At 46.7% G+C, this 25,260-nt stretch carries 22 protein-coding genes and 1 pseudogene; 16 read left to right on the top strand and 7 right to left on the bottom strand.

Going from position 1 to position 25,260, the window contains the following annotated elements; translation table 11 throughout:
- Window positions 1-13 precede the first annotated feature (13 nt).
- The 6 genes from melA to MESINF_RS04660 form a co-directional block, all read right to left on the bottom strand.
- On the bottom strand, window positions 14-1,354 hold the full coding sequence (gene melA, locus MESINF_RS04685; protein WP_169698760.1) for an alpha-galactosidase: 1,341 nt from the start codon (window positions 1,352-1,354) through the stop codon (window positions 14-16).
- Window positions 1,355-1,356: 2 nt separating this feature from the next.
- Window positions 1,357-2,304, bottom strand: a complete 948-nt coding sequence (locus MESINF_RS04680; RefSeq protein WP_169698759.1) for an amidohydrolase family protein — start codon at window positions 2,302-2,304, stop codon at window positions 1,357-1,359.
- 11 nt (window positions 2,305-2,315) lie between these two features.
- Window positions 2,316-4,013 (bottom strand): ABC transporter permease, encoded by a 1,698-nt coding sequence (locus MESINF_RS04675; protein ID WP_169698758.1) that lies wholly within the window; start codon window positions 4,011-4,013, stop codon window positions 2,316-2,318.
- Complete coding sequence (locus tag MESINF_RS04670; RefSeq protein WP_169698757.1) at window positions 4,010-5,113, bottom strand: ABC transporter ATP-binding protein; 1,104 nt, start codon at window positions 5,111-5,113, stop codon at window positions 4,010-4,012. The genes MESINF_RS04675 and MESINF_RS04670 overlap by 4 nt, the downstream gene beginning before the upstream one ends.
- A gap of 62 nt (window positions 5,114-5,175) precedes the next feature.
- The gene (locus tag MESINF_RS04665) at window positions 5,176-6,198 is read right to left on the bottom strand and encodes an extracellular solute-binding protein (protein ID WP_169698756.1); all 1,023 of its coding nucleotides are present in this window, start codon (window positions 6,196-6,198) and stop codon (window positions 5,176-5,178) included.
- A gap of 28 nt (window positions 6,199-6,226) precedes the next feature.
- Window positions 6,227-6,991, bottom strand: coding sequence for a DeoR/GlpR family DNA-binding transcription regulator (locus MESINF_RS04660; RefSeq protein ID WP_169698755.1), 765 nt, complete (start codon window positions 6,989-6,991; stop codon window positions 6,227-6,229).
- Window positions 6,992-7,626: 635 nt separating this feature from the next.
- Here MESINF_RS04660 and MESINF_RS04655 point away from each other — a divergent pair.
- The 14 genes and pseudogenes from MESINF_RS04655 to MESINF_RS04590 all read left to right on the top strand — a co-directional run bounded on the left by MESINF_RS04655 (window position 7,627) and on the right by MESINF_RS04590 (window position 20,956).
- Window positions 7,627-8,097, top strand: a complete 471-nt coding sequence (locus MESINF_RS04655; RefSeq protein WP_169698754.1) for a GyrI-like domain-containing protein — start codon at window positions 7,627-7,629, stop codon at window positions 8,095-8,097.
- A gap of 212 nt (window positions 8,098-8,309) precedes the next feature.
- Window positions 8,310-8,582: a hypothetical protein gene (locus tag MESINF_RS04650; protein WP_169698753.1), complete on the top strand. Its 273-nt coding sequence runs from the start codon at window positions 8,310-8,312 to the stop codon at window positions 8,580-8,582.
- Between the two features lie 779 nt (window positions 8,583-9,361).
- Window positions 9,362-9,822, top strand: a pseudogene (locus MESINF_RS13775) (DUF937 domain-containing protein).
- A gap of 86 nt (window positions 9,823-9,908) precedes the next feature.
- Window positions 9,909-10,313, top strand: coding sequence for a DUF4332 domain-containing protein (locus MESINF_RS04640; RefSeq protein ID WP_169698752.1), 405 nt, complete (start codon window positions 9,909-9,911; stop codon window positions 10,311-10,313).
- Window positions 10,314-10,655: 342 nt separating this feature from the next.
- Complete coding sequence (gene dapA, locus MESINF_RS04635; protein WP_169698751.1) at window positions 10,656-11,573, top strand: 4-hydroxy-tetrahydrodipicolinate synthase; 918 nt, start codon at window positions 10,656-10,658, stop codon at window positions 11,571-11,573.
- A gap of 34 nt (window positions 11,574-11,607) precedes the next feature.
- The gene (locus MESINF_RS04630; RefSeq protein ID WP_169698750.1) at window positions 11,608-12,609 is read left to right on the top strand and encodes a DctP family TRAP transporter solute-binding subunit; all 1,002 of its coding nucleotides are present in this window, start codon (window positions 11,608-11,610) and stop codon (window positions 12,607-12,609) included.
- Window positions 12,610-12,676: 67 nt separating this feature from the next.
- Window positions 12,677-13,207, top strand: a complete 531-nt coding sequence (locus MESINF_RS04625; protein ID WP_169698749.1) for a TRAP transporter small permease — start codon at window positions 12,677-12,679, stop codon at window positions 13,205-13,207.
- Window positions 13,198-14,493: a TRAP transporter large permease gene (locus tag MESINF_RS04620; RefSeq protein ID WP_169698748.1), complete on the top strand. Its 1,296-nt coding sequence runs from the start codon at window positions 13,198-13,200 to the stop codon at window positions 14,491-14,493. Before MESINF_RS04625 ends, MESINF_RS04620 begins: the two co-directional genes overlap by 10 nt.
- A 21-nt stretch (window positions 14,494-14,514) precedes the next feature.
- Complete coding sequence (locus tag MESINF_RS04615; RefSeq protein ID WP_169698747.1) at window positions 14,515-15,270, top strand: IclR family transcriptional regulator; 756 nt, start codon at window positions 14,515-14,517, stop codon at window positions 15,268-15,270.
- 117 nt (window positions 15,271-15,387) lie between these two features.
- Window positions 15,388-16,422 (top strand): LacI family DNA-binding transcriptional regulator, encoded by a 1,035-nt coding sequence (locus tag MESINF_RS04610; protein WP_231936867.1) that lies wholly within the window; start codon window positions 15,388-15,390, stop codon window positions 16,420-16,422.
- Between the two features lie 51 nt (window positions 16,423-16,473).
- Entirely contained in the window at window positions 16,474-17,892 is a 1,419-nt protein-coding gene (locus MESINF_RS04605) for an L-fucose/L-arabinose isomerase family protein (protein WP_169698745.1), read from the top strand.
- Between the two features lie 23 nt (window positions 17,893-17,915).
- Window positions 17,916-18,563: a transaldolase family protein gene (locus tag MESINF_RS04600; RefSeq protein ID WP_169698744.1), complete on the top strand. Its 648-nt coding sequence runs from the start codon at window positions 17,916-17,918 to the stop codon at window positions 18,561-18,563.
- Entirely contained in the window at window positions 18,560-19,543 is a 984-nt protein-coding gene (locus MESINF_RS04595) for a carbohydrate kinase family protein (RefSeq protein ID WP_169698743.1), read from the top strand. Before MESINF_RS04600 ends, MESINF_RS04595 begins: the two co-directional genes overlap by 4 nt.
- A gap of 6 nt (window positions 19,544-19,549) precedes the next feature.
- Complete coding sequence (locus MESINF_RS04590) at window positions 19,550-20,956, top strand: rhamnulokinase (protein WP_169698742.1); 1,407 nt, start codon at window positions 19,550-19,552, stop codon at window positions 20,954-20,956.
- 15 nt (window positions 20,957-20,971) lie between these two features.
- On the opposite strand, the gene MESINF_RS04585 is transcribed toward MESINF_RS04590, so the two are convergent.
- Complete coding sequence (locus MESINF_RS04585) at window positions 20,972-22,240, bottom strand: patatin-like phospholipase family protein (protein ID WP_169698741.1); 1,269 nt, start codon at window positions 22,238-22,240, stop codon at window positions 20,972-20,974.
- A 564-nt stretch (window positions 22,241-22,804) separates the two neighbouring features.
- Here MESINF_RS04585 and MESINF_RS04580 point away from each other — a divergent pair.
- Window positions 22,805-22,942: a hypothetical protein gene (locus MESINF_RS04580; protein WP_169698557.1), complete on the top strand. Its 138-nt coding sequence runs from the start codon at window positions 22,805-22,807 to the stop codon at window positions 22,940-22,942.
- A gap of 196 nt (window positions 22,943-23,138) precedes the next feature.
- The gene (gene ltrA, locus MESINF_RS04575) at window positions 23,139-24,407 is read left to right on the top strand and encodes a group II intron reverse transcriptase/maturase (protein ID WP_169700843.1); all 1,269 of its coding nucleotides are present in this window, start codon (window positions 23,139-23,141) and stop codon (window positions 24,405-24,407) included.
- Window positions 24,408-25,260 lie beyond the last annotated feature (853 nt).

Here is a 25,260-nt window from a genome sequence, read left to right as displayed (position 1 = left end):
CTTTCATTGCCCTTCAATTAAAAATTTCGTCAAGATAGACAGCATGCGCCTGGAACAGCTCTTCTGTCATATCGGAAATCTCTTTTGTTGTCAGTATGGAAGATGCCAGGGGGTCAAGCATCAGCGCATACTTTATGCAATCTTTCGACCCTTCCAGCGCGCCCTTGACAGCAAGTTGCTGTACCTGAATCTGTGACATATTCAGGGCTGCTAGCTGAGTGGGAAGCGCTCCAATGCAGACGGGTCTTATCCCATTCCCGTTGACGATACATGGAACTTCGACCTGTGCAGTAAAGGGAAGATTCTCGATAGCTCCTCTGTTCTCTACAATTGCGTAAACTTCGCGTGTGTGGGAATTCACAAGCGAGTCGATTATCTCAATAGCATATTCCTTTGTCGCCTCTTCGGCGCTAGTCTCTGCGCCGAAGTATTGCGGGTAAAGGATTTCCCCCTCACTTTTTCTATAAGTCAATCCCTTTATATACACATCTTTGTAGATTTCGTAGGCTTTTGCATGTCTCTCAAGGCGTTTCAGGTATTCGCGAATGGGAATCTTCAACCTGTCGATTTCCGCAGGATTCTTTATGTAGAACGGCACATATTCGGACATGTGCTCGGATGATTCCGTAACGAAGTATGAGAATCTCTTCATTATATCGAAACGGACTGGATCCATAGCGGAGATTGCCGGATTCTCCATTGCTTCTCTTAATAATGGATACAGGTCTCTTCCTCCGTCTGAGAGTTCTAAAACCCAGGCCATGTGATTAATACCTGCAATTGAGAAGTTGATATCGCGGCTATCAAGGCCAATGTATCCAGCTATCTGCCTCACTGTATGTGGCACTGAATGACACAATCCAATTGCTGGCTGGTCGCTGATAGACTTTATATACCACATACACATAGACATAGGGTTCGTGAAGTTTATCAATAGAGCTCCCGGTGCCTTTCTCTCTACTACGCTTACCAGTTTTCTCAAGAAAGGAACTGTTCTCAAGAATCTAAAGATACCACCGACACCGTGTGTATCGGCTATAGTCTGTTTGAGGCCGTACTTTTCGGGGATGTCGAAGTCAATCTCTGTGGCGGCCTGACCACCAATCTGTACAGTGTTGATTACAAAATCCGATTTCTCGACAGCGCTTTCCAGATCGGTTGTCTTGACAATCCTAGTGTTACTTCCGGCTTCTATAATTAGCTCTTCAACGATCTTTCCGGTGATATCAAGCCTTTCGCTGTCTATATCCATTAGAGAGATCTTTACATTACGCAGATCAGGGTACGAAAGCAAGTCTTTAATGAGTTTTCTGGTGAATATTATACTTCCGGCACCGATTATAGATATCTTCAAACCTACTCACCACCATATATGAGACGATGGCCGTTGTTGTAGAATATATCTGCAATATCGCCATCTTTCAAATTTAATTCATTCACGATAATCATCCATTCTTTGAGATAATCGATTATGAAACCTCTCGGAAGGAATGAGGAGTCAGTGCCGAATATTACCCTTCTCGTACCGAAAGTTTCTATAAACCTACGGAGAACAGTTTTTTTGTCCATTTCGTAGGGTAACCATTTGATCCACTGATTGGAGCCTGATGTATCCGTATAGATGTTAGGGCAGCTCCATCCAAGTAAAAGAAGTTCCCTCATATATCCAGCTCCAAAGTGAGGAATAACGAAATTCAAATAAGGAAAACCTTTCGCAACATCCTCTAGAATTAGAGGATTGCAGTTCAGCCTTCCTGCGTAGCCAGCCCCGCCTCCGAAGATGCCAAAGTGAATAAGAACTGGAATCTTTAGTTCTTCGGCCTTCTGCCACAAAGAGAAGAAGCGTCTGTCGTTAAGAGGTATCCCAACTGTGGGAGCGAGAATCTTGTATCCCTTCAGACCAAAATCCTTTATTGCTTTTTCGAGCTTGAGTGGAGCATCCTTTTCTTCAGGACTATGATGGGCAAAACCGGAGAAATTCTCGTATGCGCTTACAAGTGCCGAGAGGTTCTCATTTCCACCCCCAGTAACAAAGACTATTTCATCAATGTTCTTATTTTTTCTGTCCTCATCCCACAATTTCATAATCTCGGTATCCTCAAGCCTCTCCTTGAAAGGAGGTTGCATGTTCCAGGCCGCCCACCTCTTTTTTTCAGTAGCATAACCAAGCGCTGAAAGGTGTTTCAGTTTTTCGCTGTCGAATCTATCGAGATACTCATCCTCGAGCGAAGCATTAAGCCTCTCTCCAGAGTTTGTAGGAAAGTGAGCGTGAAAATCGAGTATTCTAAAACCGTTATAGGGCATCCATAGCCTCCCTAGAAGTAGACCACCGCACCTCGCTTGTTTCCGAGGTACCTGTTTGTAATAAGCATTACAGCTGCCATCAGTACTACTTGAAGAATTCCGAGTGCTGCTGCAGCACCAAAGTTGAATCTCTGCATCTGGTCGAGAATTTCCATCGACATCGGTTTGTTATGGTAAGTATAGAGCATTACCGAAGAGGTGAATTCTCCAATATTTGCCACAAGAGTTAGCAACGCCCCGGAGATTATTCCGGGTAGAATGTTTGGGAAAATCACCCTTCTAAACACATAGAACCAGTTCCCTCCAAGATTTCTTCCGGCCTCTTCGAGAGATTCGTCTAGCTGTTCAAAAACTGCAAACGTCGACCTTACCAGAAGAGGTATGTTCCTTATCATATATGCAATAGGCAAGATGAAATATGTGCCTACAAGGATTTGACCACCGGTAAGGAAGGTGGGTCTGTTAAATGTTATTATGAGGTTGATTGCGATGATGGTTCCCGGAAGGGCCCAGGGAAGCATGGCAAGAATTTCCATTGCCCAGCGAGACTTAAAATCTTTCTTCGAAAGGAAATATGCTACGAGACTGCCGATAATTACTGCAACAAGAGTGGCTATCGAAGACATTATAAGGCTATTCTTTATAGAATTGAAGAATCTCGGATTACTGAAGATCTCAATGTAGTTGATAAAAGAGTATTTCGGAGGAAAAGTCTGGTGCGTCCATGTGCCAATTGGTACAAGCGAAATTATAAGGAGAGTCACCTGGGGAAGACTCAACATAATAAGAATCAAGATAGATATTGTCATTGCTCCCCACTTTCCTAACCTGCTCTTAATATCTGAAGTGGCATTGCTTACACCTTTTGAAACCATCTTATAGTCTCTTTTTTGAGAAACATATCTAATAAATAAAAGGAAGATAAAACATATTAAGGCCAGTATCGTTGATTGCGTTGCGGCCATTTCCATGTTCCCGTTGAGTTTAGAAATGTATATTTGCAGACTGAGAAATCTATTTCTGCCGCCAAGTAGAAACGGTGCACTGAATGAGGCCATTGCTATCATGAAGACTAGTAAGGAAGCTCCTACCAGACCCGGTGTGATGAGGGGAAAGGTTATCTTTCGGAATCTGAACCAGAACTTACCTCCGAGATTTCTGGCAGCTTCATCTATTGATGAATCGATCTTTTTCAAAGCTGAAGAGGTTAGCATATAAAAGTAAATGAACATTGTATATGCATGTATGACTAGAATGCCTCCGATTCCCTTTATGTAGAATGGTGGGCTGCTCAAGCCAAACAGATTCTGCAGGCCGCGAGGTATAAAACCAGCTTCGCCGTAAAGGAATATATAGGCCAAAACGCTAATAAGAGGAGGAAAGACCATCGGAATAATCACGAGACTTGACAATATCCTGCTTCCAGGGAAGCGATACTTAGTTAGAAGGAAAGCAAGAGGAACTCCTACCAGAGCCGCTACCAGAACAGAAGCAAAGGCAAGCCCAAGACTTGTAAGTAGAGCTTCTATGTTTGATGGACGCTGTGGATCGAAGAAGGCTATGTAGTTGGCAAGCGACAGATTTCCCGATCTGTCTGTAAGACTTTCAATAAAAACACGGATCAGCGGATAAAGAATATAACCCACGAGCACTGCAAAAAGCGGGAGTGCGGTCCAGTAGCGAAATCTCTCTCTTGAAAGAAGCTTCATACCCCTTCCCTCCGCTTGATTAGATAAATCTCCCTTGGAGGAAGGTATAGAGAAGCCTCCCGACCGGTTACGAAATCAGAGTAGTTCACGGTTGCATAGTTGAATTGAGAGACTCGCCATTGCACATTAACCGTTTCAACGTCAAAATTCCAGATCAACCCATTGAACATTTTCATAAGCAGTCGTCCGGTAATGTGATTAGTCCCTTCGGATTTCTTCACCAGCTGCAACTGGTTTGTGTGGATCATCACGTCAACTTTCTCCGAAATGGCGAAAGTCCAATCCTGTCGCTGTCTCGCTCTGCTCGCAACGATGGCTCTTTCAGAGAATGGAACAGACAGAGTTATATTTTCGCTATCTATTGTTGATACTGTGGCTTCGAATAGGTTGACGTTACCGAGGAATTCTGCTACAAACCTGTCTTCAGGATAGTTGAATATCCTCGTTGGAGAATCAATCTGATGAATTTTGCCAAGGTTCAAGACAGCGACTCTATCCGAAACGGAGAAGGCTTCTTCCTGATCATGAGTTACGTATATTGCAGTTATACCGAGTTGTTTCTGAAGCTTTCTGAGCTCTTCAGAAGTGGTTTTCCTCAGTTTTGTGTCCAAATTGGAGAGAGGTTCATCCAGCAGAAGAATATCGGGTCTTATCACCAAAGCTCTTGCAAGTGCAACGCGCTGCTGTTGTCCACCCGAGAGCTGAGCGATCTTCCTGTTTTCGTAACCGTTCATCTGAACTAGATTCAGAACATCATATATCTTATCTTTCATAATCTTCCCTTTAATTTTTCTTACTTGAAGCCCGTACGCTATGTTCTCATACACTGTCATATGAGGAAACAAAGCGTAGTTCTGAAAAACCATTCCTGTATTCCTGGCTTCGGGAACAAGATAAGTAACATCCCTATCGTTGAAGAAGACTTTCCCATCACTGGGGTAGTAGAAACCAGCAACCATTCTAAGAGTAGTCGTCTTACCGCAACCGGAAGGGCCCAGAAGAGTGAAAAACTCACCGTCGTTTATGTGGAAGTTCACATTATCGACGGCGATAACTTTTTCAAATCTCTTCGAGACGTTTTTAAAAGTGACTTTGGCCATTGCTCTCCCTCCAATATTGATTACAAATATGCCGGGTACTCAAGGTACCCGGCCAAAATATATCAGTTGCCTCTTCCCTTTATGTTCTCGTCCCAGTACTCCATCCACATTGGGGAGAGTTCAGCAAAAGCCACCCAATCGATGTCCATGGGCACTATCTCGACCTTCATCCATGAAGGAAGAACCGCCTTATCGACATCGGTTCTTACAGGTATTCTGAAATACTGGTGTGCCATCATCACTGATGACTGTTTCGTCCCGACGAATTCGACAAAAGCCTTTGCAGCTTCAGGGTGCTTGGCGTTCTTTACAATAGCTATATTGTCTACTATTACAGGAGTTCCACTTTTGGGGAGTACAACACCGAATGGATATCCATTCAGAGTTTTCTGTAGCATTGCATCCGAGAAGTTCCATATGCTTATCTTGGCAAGTCCCCTGACAAGGTTCGTGAACATTACCGAAGAGTGTGAAGTGTAATCTTTGGTATTTGCATCGAGCTTTTTAAGCCATTCGTAACCTCTCTGGGGATTGCCATCGACTTTGTAGTACCTCCATATCATCGCAGAGTAAACCGTTCTCATCGTTCCCGAAGCTAGAGGATAGCGTATCGTTATTTGACCCTTGTACTTTGGATCTAGTAAGTCGTCCCAGTCTTGAGGCACATCCTTTTCGGCAAGAGTTTCAGTGTTATAGACTATCGCTGGAGGTGTAAGGAATTGACCGTAGAAAAACCCATCGACGTCTTTATACTCTTTAGGAACAGATCTGTCAAAAGATGGAACATACTTCTCGAGTAGTCCATCTTGCTTTTCAAGCAGGAAGATATTTGTCGGTCCACCCCATAGAATATCCGCCTGGGGATTGCTGCGTTCGGCTTTGACGCGGTCATACATGTCTTGAGCACCCATCGCCAGGAACTCAACGGTTACACCGGGATAAGCCTCTTCAAAGTACTGCTTGAAGGCCCCGGGCATTTCTTCACCATGGCAGGTGTAGATGATCAGCTTGTTTTCAAGAGATACTGCAAACGCAAAAACAGATACCAGAACCATAATCATCATAACCAGAATCGTTCTCTTCATACTAAACCTCCTCTAAAGGATTTGGAGCTTAATTAGTTATTAATGTGCGGATTACCTTTTCAAATTCCTCCTTTCGCTTCTTATCAAGCTTGTCGGTAACGAAAATGTCCACATCTTCAATGTCCATTACCTTCATTCTCTTTGTGATCCCAAATTTCGTGCTATCGGCAATCACTATAACCTTACTCGACCGGTTACAGATTTCTCTAGCAACAGCCGCTTCTTCTTGATTGTTAAAGGAAATTCCCCCTTCGATTGATATTCCGTTGACGCCCATAAAGAACTTATCTATGTTAAAACGCCTGATTGTGCTCAGAGTTATCTCCCCGACGCATTCATAAGAGCCCTTCATAGGCACTCCACCCGCCACGATCAAATCGAATGATTTGTTACTCTCTAATATCAGCGTCATAATATTAATAGAGTTTGTGAGTATTGTTAGGTCTCCAATGGGCGAGCTTATTAGCTGTTCAGCAAGATAGTAAGCAGTTGAACCGCCACTGATTGCCACAAAATCTTTCTCATTTATAAGTTTCGCTGCAGCTTTTGCTATCTGTCGTTTCTCGTCTTTCATTATGTTGTACGAAACTGCGAAACTTCTATCAACGTTTGGAGCCAATATCATTGCACCGTTGTGAGTTCGAACTATAAGCTTCATCTTCGCAAGTGAATCTAGATCTCGCCTGATGGTGCTACCAGATACGGCGAAGTGATTTACAAGTTCTTCGGTAGTTGCTGCCTGGTGCCTCTTTAAGAAATCAACTATCTTCAGTTTTCTTTCATCTGTGAGCATAGAAATCTTTCCTAGTCATATAAAGTCATAAATGATTATATTTTTAGTATATTCATGATTATATATGATCGATAAGAATTATGAAAATCTATTCTCATTCGATTATTATCTATGAAAGCCAATCTAACTTAGCTAAAATCGTCTAGCTATATCTAGCTATATCTGACGCTGTAATACTAGGTTTTGTAAGTTGAAATTATGAGGCATTTGGGTGTGTAACGGTAAACTGAAAGTGGACTACATAGAAGAAGAACGATAATCGAAAAATGGACCACCCCGAGTACCACTTACCCTGCTATTCTTTAAGCACACACAAAAAGAAAGCGGGGACAAGGAGATGCTCATGATGGTTGACAAAGAGTATATGCGAAAACTAGATTTTAGAAAAGGATAGTCCATTGGGAAGATATCGAGGCTGCTTCAGGGTTCAAGAAACAACCCAGCCTGGGACTTTCTCAAAAGCGACGTGGTGATATACCCGAAATACTAAACGGCGCTCGATCTTTGGGTCTGTGGAAATTCCAGAGAAATGTAGTATTCTGAATGTAGTTGCCGCATATAATCGAACAGCTTAGAGATTCGAGAAATAGATACTACAAAGGGCACTTCAAAACGAGGTGCAAAGGGGGACAAAAATGCCAAGGGTATCTACGATCGGAATACTGAAACGGAGCGAACAGTCAACGCTTGTAGTACGTGCAACGACGAGCGTTCAAAATCTACCCGGACTGATAGGAAAGAGCTACGGAGAGATCACGGCTTATCTCGGCGAACTGGGAGAATTTCCGGCAGATATCCCATTCGTTGCCTATCACAACATGGATACGCAAAATCTCGATGTCGAGATAGGTTTTCCCGTCTCATCGAAACTTCCCGGAAGGGGTGATATCGTTCAGGGATCGATTCCCGAGGGCTTGAACGTTTTCTCTATCTTTATGGGTCCTTATGCCCAGATGGAATCGGTGTACAGCGAGATGGCCGAATGGATAATAAAGAACGGATTCATTCCCACCGGAGTAGTTTATGAGCATTATTATAACGGTCCAGAATTTCCAGAAAGCCAGCACCTCACAAAGATAGTAATGCCCCTTAAAAATCCTGAATAAGAGACACCACACCTAAATAACCGCCGTCCCGTTGTGGTTCCGTACTGTCATCCCGTAGTGATCCTATACGGGATCTCGTTCTTCTCGTTATCTCTCTAACCGCAATAAAGGCTCTTCAAATCTCTAAGCAATCTCTAAGCGGCTGTTAAGCTGACTCTAAGAAGCGCGCCGTAGACTGGGAATGTACTAAAAATCATATGGAGGTGTAAGAAATGAAAAAGATAGTGTTGATTGCAATAGCGGTTCTTCTAATTGCTGGAATGACGCTGGCAGTAGGTTACGGAACGAAAGCGATGCAGAGAGTCCAGGAGCCAACCTGTGAAAACTTCGTGGATGCTGATGGCGACGGAATCAACGACAACTGCCCGAACGACGGTGTAAGAGAACTAAAGAATGCGCAGGACGGAACAGGCTACAGGCATGGCGCCTCTGGTATAAAGGGACCGGGACTAGGCAGAGGATTCGGAAAAGCGGCACAGCTGTAACTGCTAAAAACCCCTACTAACTCAAATCAAGGGCCCAAAAGGGCCCTTGTTATTTTGACAATAAGATCTGGGACAACAGACTTCAAAACCCTGTCAGTCAATATTTAAGTATTGAACTGTACCAGAATTCATTCAGCAATTTCTTCTTCGTCTTGTCGAATTACATGTCAAAAGGTGTAGAAATTACCAACTCTCTATATAGTGAACTTTGACAAATTAGCCCACTTACCTTTGAGTTAGGCCTGGGTAAGCTAGTCCATAGTCGCGCCATCTGCCATAAAAATAAGATTGATTCAGGGCATCGGCACGATCAGGCAGCGATCAGATGTGATTCTCTTTATCACGTGGTCCTTAACCAGAAAACGGAAAGGAGTGCATTAGTAGTTCGCTTCGTTCACCAGAAGACAAGAATCCTCGCATATCGTCCGTCTTGCCTTCTCTCAATAATAGATTAGTTGTACGGGGTAGGGTAAGAGGTCTGAAACGATCGAAGAACTACGAAGGACTGTTCTTAACGCTATTACTCTCTTAATGACGTGTCAACCATCGATCACCATGAGGTTTCAGATCCTGGCTTTTTCGAACCTCTCTCATTAGCTATGGCAATTTTGAATTAAGAAGTATAATAAGTTTGATGTTACTTATTTTTAAAAAGGGGGAAAAAGATGAGCCTTTTCGATACGCTTTCCAAGCAGCTAAGCGAAAAAAGTACGGCAGCGAAATTAGGCGAGTCTGTTGGTGTAAGCCCTGAAAAGGTGTAAAGGCTTGCAGAGATCGGATTGCCGACATTTCTTCAGGGGCTGCTAAAAAACTCCTCCACTACTGAAGGTGCCGCATCACTGGCTAAGGCTTTGGACCAACACAAGGATGACAATGTCAGCGATATTACCGGTTTTCTGAACGGAGTAAATAAAGATGACGGTTTAAAAATGCTCAGTCACATATTTTCCGCAAGGAAAAACAGGTTGAGAAAAGTCTTGCGAAAGAGACCGGCTTGAAAACGAATCAGGTTGCCGGCCTAATGTCTCAGCTAGCTCCGCTTCTGATGGGTTTCCTCGGGCAGGAAAAGAAGAAAGAGAACCTTGACGCTTCTGGAATAACCGGTCTGTTGTCTAACATTGCCAGTCAGGGAAACAGCGGAATGATGGGAGTGGCGGCCGGCTTTCTTGACGGCAACAAAGATGGAAACATTATCGACGATGTGGGGAACCTGTTCGGGAAGATGTTCAAGAAGAAATGATTTCAGTGCAAATAGCAAGCGGCTGATCAACTAACAAAATCCGTATCTGTCTATGTTCAATACGTTTTAAGAGAGGAGGAGAGTCTGTGACAAAACTGGGTATAATTAGGGGAATCGAACCCGCAATCGAGAATAAGTTGAAAGCGATTGGCATAGTTTCAGTAGAATCTCTTCTAGAAGCCTGTGCAACAAAAAAAGCCCGGACAGAACTCACAAAGAAAACCGGGATTCCTGAAGAGAAGATTCTTACCTGGTCCAATCATGCCGACTTGATCAGAATTCGCGGGGTAGGCGGTAAGTATTCCAAACTTCTGGAAGCCGTTGGAGTCGATACCGTACCGGAATTGTCGAAGCGAAACCCCGAGAACCTTTATTTGAAGATGATCGAGGTTAACGAAAAGGAGAAACTGGTTGAGGCTCTTCCGGCCAAAAAGCAGATCATAAAGTGGGTGGAGCAGGCCAAAAAACTACCTCGAGTTCTTCAATACTGATCGGGTTCGATGATTCGATCTTCCTGACACTTTATGGTAATCCGGGCATGAAAGGTAGGACCTCTGGGTCCTACCTTTTCTTTTTCAATTTCATTTAAGATCATCCTGGGCCAGATCTTGACTGAACTAGTTTTCTACAATTTCGTATATACGATCCTGATAAACAATGAGTACAGACAATTAATGGATAGGAATTCGAGAACCACGCCTTTCTTTTGACCGTTGTAACTCTAAATCGTTCGTATTCGAACCTCATCGGTCTCAGTTTTCTTTTAGTGAATGAGTATAATTTCATTAAAAGAAATGTTGTTCCATTGAATGAAATATATAGGAGGAATATTCATGGATGTTGTGGGAAAGTTTGGAAGAATCCTTATACCAATGAGCACGGCTTTCGCAAAAGACTATTCCATCGATTATGAAAAAACGAGAAGAATAGCCAGCTATTTGATCGATAGGAAATACTGCGATTCACTTGTTATAGCGGGAACAAACGGTGAGTTTTACACGATGAGCTTTGAAGAAAAAGTCAGGCTTTTTGCCGAGGTAAAAGAAGAGGTCGGTAACAGGATTCCGTTGATTGCGGGGACGGGAACGGCAAATACACATGAAACGGTTGAGCTTACCAAAGAAGCTGCCAGATTAGGCTACGATGCGGCAATGGTGGTCGTGCCCTATTACTGTCATCCCACTCAGGAAGGAATATACTATCACTTCTCTCAAGTTTGCAAATCTACAGATCTGCCGATAATGGTGTACAATATTCCGCTTTTCACGGCTTCAAATATCGAACCTGCAACTCTGGCGAAGCTTACGGAATTTGAGAACATCATAGCCGTGAAGGACGAAGCCGGAATCAACCCATTGCAGACTTCGGCCTTTCTGAAAGCGACTAAAGGAAAGTTGGCTATATATTCAGGAGACGATCTAATGGTTCTTTCCGTGATGAGCCAGGGGGGAATCGGGGTTATAAGCGGTGGGTCCCATGTCATAGGCGACATGATGAGAAGCATGATAGAGGAATTTCTTTCTGGCGATGCGATAAAAGCATCAAATAGTTTTAAACAACTCTATGAATTGTTCAGCGCATTCTTTGGTAGAAACAGACGCCTGACGAATCCTTTGCCCGCAGTTAAGAAGGCCTTTGCGCTTCACTCGGGTCTGGATGTCTCGAGAGTTAGACCACCTCTCATGGAAATAGAAGAGGACGAGGTAGCTGTTTTAAAAGATACTCTGAGAAAATTCGGAAAGATTTCCTGAGCTACAGAAACTAAAAACAAAAGGGGGTTTGGCAATGAAAAGATGGTTTTTTGCATCATTCATTTTTTTAGTAGTGTGCGTTTGCTTTGCCTCTAGTGATACTTACACCATTCGTTTCAACACAGTCGCCGCACCGACTCAACCGCAGGTCCTCGCCATGAACAAGTTTGCAGAGGTTGTCGAGAACCTGAGCGGGGGAAAGATAGTTGTCAAAGTCTTCCATTCGGGTCAACTTGGAGATCAGCAAACATCGCTTCTGGCGGTAATGAGGGGAGACCTAGAAATGGCAGGCGACGGTGCTCCATCATGGTTCGCCGATCTGGGTAATATGCCGAAGATGGGCGTACTGAATGCAGCTTATATCTTCAAAGACCTAGATCACATGTACTCGGTCATGAACAGCCCAATGGTAAAGGCCTGGTTCGAAGAGTTGGCATCCAAGACCGGAATGAGAGTTCTTGATACATGGTACCTCGGAATGAGACAGTTGAACACTACCGCGAAGGCCGGCCCGGTTTATAAGCCCGAAGATCTGAAAAGCATGAAGATAAGGATGCCAAACAACGAGGCTTTCATGGACATGGGTAAAGCTATTGGAAGCAATCCGACACCTATGGGCTTCGGCGAGGTCTATTTAGCGTTGAAACTTGGGACGATAGACGGGCAGGACAATCCACTCCCGACCGACTTATCGGCGCTATTCGTCGAGGTTACGAAGTACATAATTCTAACCGATCACTCAATAGGAATGATAAACCCGGTAATTAATGAAAAGTTTTGGCAATCGCTTCCCTTTGAGTATAAGACTTATATTATTAAGGCGCTTGAAGTTGCCCGATACTACATGAACTACCTCGTACTGGAGCAAGAATCTAGACTGCTCAAGCAGTTTGTTGACGACTACAAGATGGAGATAATTGTGCCCGATAAAGAAGCCTTCATGAAATTTGCCAGGGAGTATTATTCTCAGGAGAAATTCGATAAGGCTTGGGGTAAAGGAATGTACGAAACCATCCAATCTTATCCTACGAACTAGTTTCTGATGAGAATCACCTGAGTCCGGCCTGTGGCCGGACCCAGGCTGCTTTCGTTGGGGGATTACCATGAAGAAATTCTTTTCGGTATTTTTCAAGATAGTTCAAATCTTGCTGAATTTGATAGAATCGTGGGGTGGAGTGCTGTTTCTCGGATTACTTTTCCTCAGCGTCTTCTTTCAGGTCATACTTAGGTATGTCTTCAGCAGTCCTTCACCTGAGTTATTTGAGATAGCTCAGTATAGTTTCATCTGGACTATATTTCTCGGTGCGCCTTACGCCAGGAAGTTCGATGCGCACATAAAGTTCGATATAATATTCTTAAAACTTCCCAGAAAGGTCCAGTTGATTCTACAGATACTGTTCGATCTATTTTTCTGCATAATGTTGATAGTGACACTGATGCCCGTACTTGGTGATGTATTTTTCTATAAGATCATCAAGTCCGAAGTTTTGAGAATTCCCTGGACTTATCTATTCATATGTTTCCCAATATTCATGATCCTCACTTTCATTCACAACGTGATCTGGATCGTTAAAAGCTTCATAGAGTTATTCTCCGGGAAAGCTTTACCGAGGGAGGTTGAACCATGGGTTTGATACTGTTCTTCTTAATATTCGGTATAACCTTCGCTCTCGGATACCCGATCGCGTTTGGAATGATAATGGGAGGTTTCGCTTACTTCGTTACCTCTGGTATGGACCTGGGGATCTTTCTGGACATAATGGCTATTGAGCTGAGGGCGCAGGATGTTCTCCTGGCAGTTCCCATGTTCATCTTCGCCGCGAACATTATGAACGATACGGAGATAACCGATAGGTTATTCGGCTTCTTGAAGCAACTTCTCGGAGGTATGCGCGGGGGTCTTGCATACGCGAATATTGGGGCAAGCATAATCTTCGCTGGAATGAGCGGTTCGGAAATTGCCGATGTCTCGGGTCTTGGAACCATAGAGATCAAGGCCATGATGGACGACGGTTACGACGGGCCTTTCTCTTGCGCTGTAACCTGTGCATCTGCCACGATCGCTCCTCTCATCCCACCGAGCATTCCCATGGTCATCTACGCCATGCTTACCGGCACCTCTTTGGGATACTTGTTTATTGCCGGGGTTGTGCCGGGACTTCTTCTAGGTCTCCTGGAAGCCGGGATGGTCTTTTATCTATCGAAGAAGAGAAACTATCCGGTGGGAAAGCGGTATCCTTTGAAAATACTCGCCAAGAGCTTCTTAAGATCTTTACCGGCGTTGTTTGCGCCTGTGATCTTGCTTGCGGGGATCTATGGCGGCATCTTCACCCCGACAGAATCAGCGGCCGTTCTTGTTGCCTATTCGATTCTAGTCAGTATATTTATTTATCGTACACTTGGTTTGAAAAAATTGAGAAAAATAATGCTCAGAACCGTTTATAACATCGGCGCCATAAGTTTTATGATTGCCGGAGCCTTCGTTGTGAAATATGTGCTTGCGAGGGAGGAGATACCTTCGTTGCTAACAAATGCATTTGTCAATATGGGATTTCTTTCCAGCGCCTGGGTTCTGCTGCTGAGCGTGAACGTTCTCTTCTTCATTCTCGGAATGTTCTTCGACGTATCCGTCATACAACTGGTAGTGATACCAATAGTTTTCCCGCTCGTCAAAGCTGTGGGAATCGACCCCATTCACTTCGGAATAGTAACTACCTTCAATTTGATGCTGGCGCTTGACACGCCCCCTTATGGGCAAACCGGGTTTATCACAAGTGCTATAAGCAAAACGCCCGTTGGGAAGGTTTTTAAAGAGATGCTAAAATACTGGATACCCATCGAAGTTATGGGACTGGTAATAATAACTTACTGGTCGGATTTTGTTCTGTGGCTTCCAAGGTTATTGGGGTACGCACATTGAATTTAGAAACGGGGATTGAAGATGCAGAGTGTCGAAAGAATAGTAAAAATAATCAGTTCATTCAACCTTTCCGAATCCAGGTTGAGTCTTGACGACCTTACAAAAAAAAGCGGCCTTCCAAAGGCGACAGTTTATAGAATCGCAGAGGCTCTGTGCGAAGAGCATATCCTTGAGAAGGATCGCTCGACATCTTCTTACAGGATTGGGATAAGGCTGTTCGAATTGGGCAGCCAATATCTATCCTCTATGAGACTCAAAGACGTTGCGTTCGCCGAGATGGAAGAGCTTCATCAGCAAACCGGTGAAACGATTCATATGGGAATCCTCGACGGAACTGAAGTCGTTTCAATTGAAGGATTTGAAAGCGTGAAGTCTCTGCACACCAAGCTATTCATTGGAAAACGGGCCCCGCTCTATTGTACTGCCGTTGGAAAGGCGATTCTCGCCTTTCTCCCTGAAAGCGAACGCGAAAGACTGGTGAATTTGCTGCAGCTGGTTCGTCGCACTTCGAAAACAATCATAGACAAAGATGCTCTGAGAGAAGAACTTGCGAATATCAGATCAAGGGGAACGGCAATCGATAGCGGAGAAAACGAAGATGGCGTTGTCTGCGTAGGTGCACCGATTTTCGATTCTTCTAAAGAAGTTGTCGCCTCCATAAGTATTTCCGGTCCGGCCTTCAGAATGGGTGAGGAGATCATTGAACGATATTCAAAATTGTTGAGGGAAGTGGTCTCGAGAATCTCCTTCGCCCTAGGTTACAGGGCCGATATCTGAAATTGCCGGCCACGAGTCGCTATCAGCTGGAAATCCGACCGTACAATCAAGATCTTTGCTTTTCATGGAGGTTGATTGTATAATGCAATTGTACGCAAACGTTTGCGGAGGTTTGTTGTGGCCGGAAAAACTACGATCAAAGACATCGCAAAGAGTCTCGGAATATCGCCTTCGACCGTGTCGAGGGCTCTGTCGAATGGACCGGGCGTCGGTGGCGATCTCCGCGAAAGGATCCGCAAAGTTGCTTCACAGTTGAATTATGTCCCCAATTCATCCGCAAAGTCCCTGAGAACAAGAAAAACCAAGACTATCGGTCTCATCGTTTCCGATATTAGAAATCCCTTCTTCCTGGAGTTCATGGGTGGAGTCGAAACGGTCCTCTTTCCACGCGAATTCAAGTTCATAGTTTGTAACACGGGTGAGGATTCGAAAAAAGAAGAGATATATATAAGGTGGCTCATGGAACACGGGGTGGAAGGCATCATCTCTTCTCCTTATCAGGATAGGGAGGGAAACAACAACGGTACCTTTTACAAAAAGGCTATGAACTCTGGAATTCACGTGGTCTTCTACGACAGGCTCATCGAAGGGATTAGCAACATAGACTCTGTGACCCTTGACAACGAGCAGGCGATAATGAACGGTGTTTTCTATCTGAAAGATCGTGGCCACGAAAGAATTGCGCTCTGTCTTCATAAAAGAGGTATCTATACGATAGAAGAGAGGTACTCGGGATTCAAAAAGGCCTGTGCAATTCTGGGAATACATCCCGACGACAGGTGGGTTCTGGAGGACATGGTGAATTATTCCGTCTCGTTAGATAAGCTGAGGTCGATATTGACGCTTGCCGATAGACCGACGGCAGTGATATCCACCAACCAGTACCTGAATGAGACGGTAGTCAGGGCGGCCCGTGAACTCGGCCTGGATATACCGGCCGATCTTTCCCTTATGGGCTTTGACGATTCATCTCTGAATGAGCTCATAGATCCACCGGTGACGACTATCAGACAGCCTGTCGTGGATATGGGGAAGATAGCCGCCACATTACTTCTCGGCAGGATAGACGGGGACCGTGGGGAGCAGACCAGGGTCGTGTTGAAGGCCGAGCTACTGGAAAGGTGTTCTGTGGCCTCTCCGGCAGGAAAATAGTAAAACGGTTATGATGATCGCCACTGTTTAAGGCATAAAAGGAGGAGGAGCATGAAGAAGAGAAGAGTAGGGATTATTACGTTTTCCGACGGTAGAGATTTCGTGCATAGAGATCTCATCGATATGAACAGAGAGTTCCAGAGCCGGTTGGTGAGAGCGCTCGAAGCCACGGGCGAGGTAGAGGTCGTAGTGGCTTCGGAGATAGTCTGGAAGCCATCGCTTGCAAAGAAGGCCGGAAAAGAGATGATGAAGGCCGAAGTCGAGGCGACTATATTCAACTACGCCATCTGGTGCTGGCCCCATCTGACGGTGATGGCCTCTCTGTACGCCCCCGGTCCGTATCTGGCGTACGGTCAGATAAACCCGGCCTACCCCGGCATGGTAGGTCTTCTAGCTGCTGCAGGAGCTCTGGAGCAGGTAGGAATAACTCCCGAAAGAGTCTGGGGAAACCCCGAGGACCCTGATGTTATAGAAAAAGTGATGCACTTCGTCAGGGCGGCATCGGCCGCGGCGAGGTTGAAGGGCGAAAGGTACGGGATGTTCGGCGGCCGCCCAATGGGTATGTACACTGCCTCCTCCAACGGTGACCAATGGCTCAAAGAGTTCGGAATTGACGTCGAACAGATCGACCAGTACGAGCTCGTAGTGAGGGCCGAAAAGGTCTCTAAAGAGGTCACGAAGAAAGCCAGAGAGTGGCTCGAGAAACTCGCAACTGTCGAATACGACGGCAAGCAGCTGACGCCGGAAAAACTTGAGAAACAGATCGCGCTGTACGAAGCGGCTGTGGATATAATAAAAGAGTACGAACTGGACTTCGTCGGCTTCAAAGGCCAGCCGGAGATGACCAACAATTACGCGACCATGGACGTTGTCGAGGCCTTCCTGAACGATCCTTACGACTGGCACGGTATGAAGGACCCGATTGTCGCGGCTACCGAGACCGATATGGACGGAGCCCTCACGATGGAGATATTCAAACACATCGCACAGGAACCGGTCCTCTTCGCGGACGTTCGACACTACTTCGAAGAGGAGAATCTTTTGGATCTCTGTAATTCCGGCACCCACGCGACTTACTTCGCAGGCAGATCTCTCAATCCCGAAGAGAATCTGAAGAACGTGGTGTTCTATCCCGAAGATTTCTACTTCCCCGCCGGAGGAGCTGCCGTCAAGCATTTCGCCGCACCGGGCAGGGTGACTCTGGCAAGGCTGGCCAGGCAGGACGGAGAGTATGTGATGACCATCGTGCCTGGAGAGTTTGTCAAGCTTTCGGCCGCACAGGAGAAGAAACTCTCTGAGGAAGTTCAGATCCAGTGGCCTCATGCCTATGTCAAACTCGATACTGATATGGACACATTCCTCAAGTACTACCCCTGCAACCACATCCACGGGGTGTACGGAGATTACGTTGAAGAACTCGTACAGTTCTGTGATATAAAGGGAATCGATTACCAGATACTCGGAGAGTAAACTGGAAGGGAGGAGACACTGAGATGATATACATAGATGGAATATGCGAGAAAGCGGTTCAACTGGTCAAGGAACCGGTCTTTGCCGGCTTAACAACAAACCCGACGATAATAAAACGAGATAGACCGGGCTGGGGAATGATGGACACCATGAAGTTCCTTTCAAAAGTTCCCGGCGAGAGACACTTCGTGCAGGGAAGTATACTCTCCAGCAACTGGATCCAGAAAGTAAGAGAGTTCCTCAAGAAGAGCGACTTCGACCCTGAAATCTTCACCATAAAGCTTCCCTGGGACCCCCAAAAGGCTTCGGCCATCGTACCCGAATTAAACGAAATGGGTGTTGGGGTTTGTGCGACCGCCGTTTATACCGTTCAGCAGTACTATGCCGCACTGAGCATGGAAGTAGAGTACGTCGCCGTTTACTACGAAAGAATGATAAAGTCCGGTATAGACGCTGAGGAAAGAATCGAAGAGATGCTCGAAGTCGGAGGATGGCACTCCAACGCCCCGCACATAATAGCGGCCAGCATAAAGGATATAGAGAGCGCCAACTTGTTACTGGCACTGGGAGTTCACGACCTCACTCTTCCCGTGGATATCGCCGAAGAGTACATTAAGGGAAGCTTCCCTGCCGATGATTTGAACAGATTCGAGGGAGACTTCAAACTATGAATCAAGAATCCAAACCGGTTCTCTGTGCGGGAGAGATAGTTTACGATTTTATCTCAAGAGACCGCATGCAGGGGCTGGGAGGCACCACCCTGTTCGAAAAGAGACCGGGTGGTGCACCTTTCAATATAGCGGCAGGTCTTCAGAAACTCGGAGTTCCCACGGCCTTTCTTTCGAAGATCGGTTGCGATGAGTTCGGAGAGTCTCTTATCGAATATCTGGATGAACTTGGGATAAGGACCGATTATATAGTCAGAGAAAGCGGAACCAAAACCACGCTAGCCTTCGCAGCACTTGACAGCGAAGGAAAGCCCGAGTTCAGATTTTACAGAGACCACGCCGCGGATATATCGCTGCGCAAAGACGAGTTGAAGGACCTCTCACCCGAGAGTTTCTCGTTTTTTCATTTCGGTTCCATCGCCCTTCTGGATGAGCCGTCGGCTTCTACCTATATCGATCTTTTCGAGAGGTTCAAAAAGGCTGGAGTGAGAACCTCTTTCGATCCGAACGTGAGAAAAAATGCGGTCGTCGATCATAATATCTTCAGAAGAAAGCTAAGGGAGATAATGCGCCGGGTGGATATCCTGAAATTGAGCGACGAGGATCTGGAATACATAGCGGGAAAAGGCGGCGTTGAAAAGGCGGTTGAGAGCCTGGGGGTCGGTCGTGACGAGCTGGTGCTGGTCACGCTCGGCAGTAAAGGAGCCGTGGCCTTTTGGCAGGGACGGTTCATAAGCGAGGAGGGATTCAAGGTCGAAGTGGCTGAGACGACCGGCTGCGGCGATTCGTTCATGGCTGCCGTCATATCCAGACTCTACTCGCTCACGGATGAACAGTTCAAAGCCCTTGACTTTGAAACGCTCGGAGGGGTCTTGAGATTCGCCAACGCCGGCGCGGCGATCGTAGCGACCAGGTACGGAGCGGCAAACGCCATGCCATCCGGGAACGAGATCGGGGAATTTCTTCAGTCCCATCGAAGGTGATCCCGCTTGAAAGGTTTTCTCGCTGTCGATATCGGTGCCTCTGGTGGCAAAGCCTTCATCGGCAGATACGACGGTGATAGACTGTCGATCGAAGAGGTTTCGCGCTTTACAAACAGACCGATTTCCGTAAACGGACGGACTCACTGGAACATCCTGTCGCTCTATGAAAGCACTCTGGAGAGCATCATCAAGGCAATCGACTCCGGAGTCGAGCTCCAGAGCGTAGGCGTGGACACATGGGGGGTGGATTTCGGTCTGCTGGACGGCTCCGGAGAGCTTCTGGGCAATCCCCGACATTACAGGGATATGTTCGGCGATGATTCGATGGAGTACGCCATCGGACTCGCCGGAAGGGACTGGCTCTTTGAGAGATCCCCGACGCAGTTCCAACCGTTCAACACGCTTTTTCAGCTCATTTCGATGAAAAGGAGAGGTTATAGCGCTCTAAAAGAGGCCGACTCTCTCCTTTCGATTTCCTCCTTGATCTCTTACTTTTTGAGTGGAGAGAAACTAACGGAATTCACTTTCGCGACCACCACCCAGATCTTCGACCCCGCAGTCGGAGATTGGTGCGAAGAAATAATAGACTTCTTTTCACTGCCGGATATATTCACCCCGATCGTCCCGGCTGGCACCGTTGTCGGAAGACTTACACCCTCGCTTTCCAGAGAACTTGGCACCACTTTGAAAGTCGTTCTCCCGGCCACCCACGACACCGCCTCGGCTGTCGCTTCCATACCCCTCTCCGGGAGAACGATGTTCGTGAGCGCGGGGACCTGGTGTCTTGAAGGCGTGGTGCTTGACGCACCAGTCCGCGACAGAGAAGTGCTGGAACTGAATTTCGCCAACGAAGGCTGCTATGGAGGCAAATACAGGCTTTTGAAAAACGCCACGGGGCTTTGGCTGGTGCAGGAACTTCTTAGAGAGTGGAAAGCGAAAGACCCGTCGCTGGACTACCCCTCGCTTGTGCGTATGGCCGGGGAGGCAAGACCGTTCTCCGGAAAGATAGACGTTGAATCGCCACGTTTCAAGAGACCGGCAAGCATGGAAAGGGCGATTCTTGAGGAGTGCGCCGAAAATGGTCCGATACCTTCCACCAGGGGTGAAATAGTAAGAACGGCTCTGGAAGGCATAGCGGCAATGACGGAGCTGACCAGAAAAGAGCTGGAAAGGTTTACCGGCGGGCTCGACGGGCTTCACATAGTGGGCGGGGGAGTCAAGAACCAACTGCTCTGCCAGCTGATAGCCGATTTCACGGGTCTTCCCGTCACCGCCGGACCGGCAGAGGGTACGGCGATAGGCAACATAATCGTTCAGATGCTCGCACTCGGCGAACTGAAGGATTTCCGAGAATCGATCGAATTGCTGAAAAGATCCTTCGAAATGCGGTCTTACGAACCGCGAAACCCTTGAAAAGACAGTCGAACACTACTCTTGCTCGGGAAAAAGCTCTGCGAACCCCTCTTTGAAAGCTCTGTACTGACTTCCCTCCAGTTTTTCCGGCACAAAATTGTCAACAGCAAATTTGATGAGCCTCGCGATTCTTTCGACATCTATATCGTTATATCTGTGACCTTTGAAGAGGTCGATATCGCAGTCCGCTATTTCTGCCATCATCGAGGGAATCGAATAAAGTGTCAGTTGTGGTAATCCGGCGATTTTCGCCATGCTCTCCAGAAGGGCGATCACAGTATCTAGGGGTACCGTTGATTTGAAGAAATCCTGCAGAACAGGCAACAACTGACCGTAATAGAAGTGATGGGTCGATTCCGTCTGCCAGGGTTCTATACCGAAAACTTTCAGCATTTCCACTTTCTTGGGTTTTGTCATGGTCAAAAGGGCCGCACCGAAAGCATCGTCAGGAGCGTGAATGTAGTACCTTTCGCCCTTCACAAGGCCAAGGGCTTTCAAACAGTCGAGATAACCTTCGCGCATATAGTTTGCCGAAACCTCAGGGTCGAAATCCAGCACATCACCGTAGTTCTCGGTCGGCGTAATCACAAGCTGGGTGATCTCCTCCGATCTCTCTAATGAAGAGAGCGAAAGCATATCCCGCAGCCTCTTGGGGCCAAGATCGACTACGATAATCTCCTTGAAGCCCTTGTTGATTGCCATATTGACCGGAATGTTTCTGTAAACTCCGCCATCAATGAATTTCTCTGACCTGATAGTCTCCCTTCTGAAGACAGGGTGGTTCGCGCTGGCAAGAACGTAATCGGCCAGATGGCCGGAGGGAATATCCTCTATATAGAGCTCTTTTGGCTCCATATCCGTAAGAGAGAAGACGACTATTCCCATATTGATCTTGCTCTTCCTAACGGCTTCTTCGTTCAATAAAGCGTTGAAACTTTCCCTGAGCGGAGAAGCATCGAAACCACCGGCTTTCAAGGCTTCGAATATCTTTCCCACAAGGTTGTTGCTGAAGCTTCCTTTGACGACTCTATCCATGTTGATCTTCAGCCACAGGTCGCGTGTGTCGCGAAACTTGTTCATGGAAATCGCGACGGAGTTCAAAGCGCCCACCGAAGTTCCGTAAACTCCTCCGATCTCGATCCTGGAATCCTTCAAAGCCTTCCAGACACCTATCTGATATGACCCGCGGGCACCGCCTCCTGAAAGAACCAGTCCAATTTTGCCTTTGAATTCGATCCGTTCTTCCTTTTTTAATAGCCTTTCCGAGAACTCGATTCTGCCCACCGCAATCACCTCGATTCAATTCTATCTGAAGCGAGGACAAATACCACCCTAACTGGAACCGTCCTTCCTCCTTCCCGTCATGCCGGACTCCGATCCGCCATCTCCGCTCTTTCCTCTGTCTTGAACCAGGAACGAGGAGCCTGGACTCGCAGCGTCGGAACGAGGAACTGCACGAAGGACGGGTCCATGATCTGGGACGAACAACGAAGGACGGCTCTTCTGAGCGAGATCCCGTATAAGAGCACTACGGGATGACAGTCCTTCCTCCTTCCCGTCATTCTGAGCTTGACTCAGAATCACGTGCGCCCGGCATGGTACACAACTATAGGGTGAAAGACCCGAATGTGGGGAGTCAAAGAAGCATTAGCCAGAGGCAAGGGTGTCACTGGTAACGGTGAATCTGAAGGAAGCCCGAGGCAAAGTCCGGAACTGAACGAAAGTGAACCAGAGATGGCCGTTACAGAGGGTAACCCTGCGAGATAAGGGAAAGCCCTGACTCCAGCTGTAAAGGTTCGGATGGCAGGATTCGGATGAAAGTGGTGTATCTTACCCGGGGAAGTCCTCATGAGTCCGAAAGGGGTAACCGTTAGCAAGGAGGAGATCCAAGTTAAGGGAAAGCTCAGGAGGATGGCAGATGAACCCGTAGTAGTGAAGAACCTCTCCGAAAGGAGAAGGGACCTTGGCTATAAGCCAAGGGGGTGATGATGAGGTCGAAAGGCTCCATCACTTGCGAAGGGGAGAAGGATCGAAGAAATGTGATCGGAAGACAGTGAAGAGACTTAGGTCAGACAGTTAAAGACAAGGTACATATTCCCGGGAGGGTAGAGAAGCCAGTCATTAATTGTCGCAACAATATCTGAGGCTGGAGCTGTTGGAAGGGAGCATGCAGGAGAAAGAGATGAAGTATTACAGTCTAATCGACAAAGTCTATTCGAAGAAGAACCTATTGAAAGCCTATCACAGGGTAAACTCCAACAGAGGAGCTCCTGGGATAGACGGAGTAACCGTAAAATCATTCGGGGAGAAACTCCTCGAAGAAATCGAGAGATTATCCGAAGAAATCAAGAGCGGTGAGTACATGCCCATGCCACTCAGGAGAGTAGAAATCCCAAAAGCAGATGGTAAAACAAGGCAATTGGGAATACCTGCTGTGAGAGACAGGGTGGTACAACAATCTCTCAAGGAGATACTGGAACCTATATTCGAGGAAAGATTCCACCCCTCCAGTTACGGTTACAGAAAGGGAAGAAATGCCTGGCAGGCGGTGGAGAAGGCGAAAGCTTTTGCATCCAAATACGGTCTGTGCAATGTAGTGGAACTTGACCTGAGCAAATGTTTCGACACTCTGGATCATGAGAAGATAATAGACTCCGTAGCAGAGAGAGTGAGTGATGGAAAGATACTCAAACTCATACGCGCAATGCTGAAGAGCGGAGTAATGGAAGATGGAGTCTGGAAGGCAACAGAAACTGGCAGTCCACAGGGTAGTGTAATAAGTCCCCTGCTGGCGAACATCTACCTGGACGAGTTCGACCAGAAGATGAAAGCCAGAGGAATAAGGATAGTCAGATATGCAGACGACATATTAATCTTCTCGAAAACCCAGGAAGAAGCCCGAGAGTTTCTGGCAATCGCGATCAACATACTGGAGATTGACATGAAGCTCAAGGTCAACAGAAACAAGACGAGAATCACAACACTGGAGGAGGGCTTTCACTTTCTTGGCTTCGAAACAAAAGGCGAGAGAGTTGGGATAGAGAAATCCAGATTGAAAAGGTTCAAGGGAAAGGTCAAGGGACTTACAAGAAGGAACCAGAGCACACCGGTAAAGGAAATAGTGAAAGAGCTAAATCCACTGTTGAGAGGATTTGCCAGCTATTTCAGGATAGTAGACTTACAATCTACCTTGAGAGGGCTTTTGAGCTGGATAAGGAGAAGGCTTAGAGCCATCATACTACACCAGTGGAAGAGCACAAAGAAACTGAACAGAGTCCTTAGAAGGGCTGGATGGGAAGAGAAAGTCAATTTGAGAATGAACAAATGGCGCTCTTCTCACACAAAAGCAGTCAATTACGCCATTCCCAACAGGTTCTTTGAAGAGATGAACTTATTCGATATGACATCGTACTATCATCCCCTGTCGAAGTATCCGATACTCGATCCATGAGCCGTGTACGAGGCCCGTACGCACGGTTCTGTGAGAGGACGAGGGGCTCCGCCCCTCTCCTACTCGATGCTCTTTCCTCTGTCTTGAACCAAGAGCGAGGAACCTGGACTCGCAGCGTCGGAACGAGAAACTCCTCTTCCAAGGACGGGTCCATGATCTGGGACGAACAACGAAGGACGGCTCTTCTGAGCGAGAACCATAGTGGGATGGAAACTGGAGAAACCGACGTGCGTATCGTCGGTGATCCAACCGTTGAGCGAGAACCATATTGGGATGATAAGAGCGGTTGTTGGTTGTTCGTTGTTGGTTCCTGGTAAGAACGAGATCCCGTATAGGAACACTACGGGATGACAGTACGGGGACACCACGGGATGACAGTCTTTCCTTCCTTCCCGTCATTCTGAGCTTGACTCAGAATCCCGCTCTTTCCTCTGTCTTGAACCAAGAGCGAGGAACCTGGACTCGCAGCGTCGGAACGAGAAACTCCTCTTCCAAGGACGGGTCCATGATCTGGGACGAACAACGAAGGACGGCTCTTCTGAGCGAGAACCATATTGGGATGATAAGAGCGGTTGTTGGTTGTTCGTTGTTGGTTCCTGGTAAGAGCGAGATCCCGTATAGGAGCACTACGGGATGACCCTGAATAGGAGCATTTCAGGGCAGGCTCCATGGGGACACTACGGGATGACAGTCTTACTCCCTTCCCGTCATTCTGAGCTTGACTCAGAATCCCGTGCGCCCGGCATGGTACACAACTATAGGGTGAAAGACCCGAATGTGGGGAGTCAAAGAAGCATTAGCCAGAGGCAAGGGTGTCACTGGTAACGGTGAATCTGAAGGAAGCCCGAGGCAA

This window comes from Mesotoga infera, from assembly GCF_900157305.1.
GTDB lineage: Bacteria > Thermotogota > Thermotogae > Petrotogales > Kosmotogaceae > Mesotoga > Mesotoga infera.
The sequence above is the reverse complement of the archived record's forward strand: the minus strand, read 5'-3'. Positions and strand labels throughout refer to the sequence as shown.